This window comes from Shigella sp. FC1967, from assembly GCF_001743005.1.
Lineage (GTDB): Bacteria > Pseudomonadota > Gammaproteobacteria > Enterobacterales > Enterobacteriaceae > Proteus.
On the sequence record NZ_MIIZ01000911.1, the window covers coordinates 1 to 1,980 of the forward strand.

The window sequence follows — 1,980 nt, forward strand, 5'->3', positions numbered from 1 at the left end:
AAAAAACTGTTAAGGGGGATAAATGGACGCTCAAGAACTGAACAGGATGATAGCTGAGGCCTACAGCCGGGATCTGCAAAAGCCTGAGCTGGTGTCGTTCAAAGAGGTGAGTCGCTCGGGGCGTAAGTACGGTTTCCCCGTCGTATGCACTCTGGCCGATGAAAGTGAAGAAAAGCAGATCCACTGGGCTGCCAGTTTGCTCATTCAAGTAGCCGGTACTTGGCCGCGAGAAGATATACCGGAATTGCTCACACCGGAACGGGGCTCCGCGCTGTTCAACGATGCGAAGCAGTTATTGGCGAATGGACTTGGGGCAGCAAATCAATTGCGCTGACAGCACAAACCTTGTCAACAAGCGGCCTTTATGGCCGTTTTTTTGTTTCAAGTTTGTTTTAACAGAACCATAATTAGATATTGCAGTATCATTTTATGATCGCTACAATCTTTCACATGTGAAAGTTTGGGGGTGGTCTGGATCACCTGCGAGAAACCAAAATAGAGGTGGGTATGGCAAAAGTAATCAGCTTCGCCAACCAGAAAGGCGGAGTGGGTAAGAGTACCCTCTGTATCCAGCAGGCCTTTTATCTGGCGTTACAGAAGAAAAAGAAAGTGCTGGTCTTGGATATGGATGGTCAGGGGAACACGTCCTCTCGACTGGCCCCCAGACGAGAGCTTGAGGATGGTGACTACGAGCCCATCCTCACAGGAACCAAAACCGCAGAGCTGTTCGCTTACGAGCTGGACGGCATTGAGGTCATGCACTGCCCTTGCGGTGCAGACCTCATTCATACGCCGAAAAACGACCCGGATCTGTTTGAGATGGAGGCTGTGCCTCTTGACCAAGCCATGAATCCGGCTCGCCATTTGGCTGAGCTGTTTGAGAACTACGACTACGTGCTGATTGATTGTCCGCCTAGTCTCGGCAGAAAGCTGGTGGCAGCGTTGGTGATGTCTACCCATGTGGCATGTCCGGTAAAGCTCTCTGGCTTCGCTGTGGACGGCGTAGAAGGTCTCCTGAACACGATTATTGGTGTGCGCGAGGCGTACAACCAAGATTTGGAGATCCTGGGCATCGTGATCAACGACATGGACCGCTCTGTCAATCACGACAAAGCCCTCAAGTCGCTGGAGAACACAGTTCCGGATCTGCTGTTTGAGAACAAAATTATGCACCGGCCTCCGCTCGATACGGCGACGACTGATGGCATCCCTGTCTGGGAGCTTCGCTATGGACATGTCGCGGCCAAAGAGGTTGAGGCGGTGTTGGAAGAACTATTAGAGAAGGTGGGCTAAGCGATGGCATTGAACAATTTAAAAGGCCTGTCCGAACTTGCTAAAGCCGCCAAAGGCAAGAAAGGCAAAGAGGTTCTTACCGTACCTGTTGACGACGTTGTATCCAAGGTCCAGGTTCGTAAGCGCTTCCGTAACATTGAAGAGCTGGCGGCAACCTTGCTGACCGAAGGGCAGCAGTCTCCGATCATCGTGTTCCCGAAGAACGAAGAAGGCAAGTTCGTCATCCAAAAAGGGGAGCGGCGTTGGAGAGCGTGTAAACACGCTGGTATCGAGACCATTGACTTGGTGGTGAATGATAAGGTCCAGAACAACTTGGACGAGACTGCTGGTGAGCTGATCGAAAACATCCAGCGGGATGACTTGACTCCGGTAGAGATTGCCGAGGCGTTAAACCTGTTTATTGAAGAAGGTTGGAAGCAAAAGGATATTGCTGATCGGCTCGGTAAGAATATCACTTTCGTATCTACGCATCTGTCGTTGCTCAAGCTACCTGACTGTGTGCGTGAGTTATACGATAATGAAGTATGTTCTGATACAGAGACCTTGAATAACCTTCGTCTCTTGTTCGATCTGAATGAAGAAAGATGTCGCGCCGTCTGCGCGGTGGCTATGTCTGACGGGATTACTCGTAAACAAAGCCGTGAGCTGCTGAATGATGCCAAACGTATCAAAGACGAAATGGAAAAA

Annotated in this window: 3 protein-coding genes; all 3 read left to right on the top strand. The window is 50.4% G+C overall.

Annotated elements, in window-relative coordinates; translation table 11 throughout:
* Nucleotides 1-22 precede the first annotated feature (22 nt).
* Nucleotides 23-334, top strand: coding sequence for a hypothetical protein (locus tag BHE89_RS15785; RefSeq protein WP_025989294.1), 312 nt, complete (start codon nucleotides 23-25; stop codon nucleotides 332-334).
* A gap of 173 nt (nucleotides 335-507) precedes the next feature.
* A complete protein-coding gene (locus tag BHE89_RS15790) occupies nucleotides 508-1,293 on the top strand; it encodes a ParA family protein (protein ID WP_001151304.1) in 786 nt (261 codons plus the stop codon).
* 3 nt (nucleotides 1,294-1,296) lie between these two features.
* The coding region (locus tag BHE89_RS15795) for a ParB/RepB/Spo0J family partition protein (RefSeq protein ID WP_128860620.1) at nucleotides 1,297-1,980 on the top strand (684 nt) is incomplete at its 3' end.